The organism is Blastomonas sp. CCH1-A6 (assembly GCF_001556365.1).
Lineage (GTDB): Bacteria > Pseudomonadota > Alphaproteobacteria > Sphingomonadales > Sphingomonadaceae > Blastomonas > Blastomonas ursincola.
This window is the reverse complement of the sequence record NZ_LSIS01000007.1, coordinates 1-257: the sequence shown is the minus strand read 5'-3', so window position 1 is coordinate 257 and position 257 is coordinate 1. Positions and strand designations below refer to the sequence as shown.

Sequence of the window (257 nt, the reverse complement as noted above, 5' to 3'; positions counted from 1 at the left end):
CAGGGGTGGCGGCGCTGGCCGGGCTGATGATGACGGTGGCGATCGTCGCCGCCGTCCAGCCCGATGAGCCTGCGCCCGCGCCCCCGCTCTTCCTGCCGGCGGACGAAGGCCAGGCCAGGCTCGCCCGCGAGCTGGATCGCTGCGCCTCGCTCACCAAGCCGGATAGTGGCTGCGAGGCGGCCTGGGCCGTCAACCGCCGCCGCTTCTTCCGCCAGGACGAGCCCCCGCCCGAGATCGAGCGCGGCAGCGACACGGCG

At 75.5% G+C, this 257-nt stretch carries 1 protein-coding gene; it reads left to right on the top strand.

Annotated elements, in window-relative coordinates; genetic code table 11:
* Positions 1–257: putative entry exclusion protein TrbK-alt (gene trbK-alt, locus AX735_RS00275; protein WP_082750841.1), on the top strand; the 257-nt coding region annotated here is incomplete at both ends.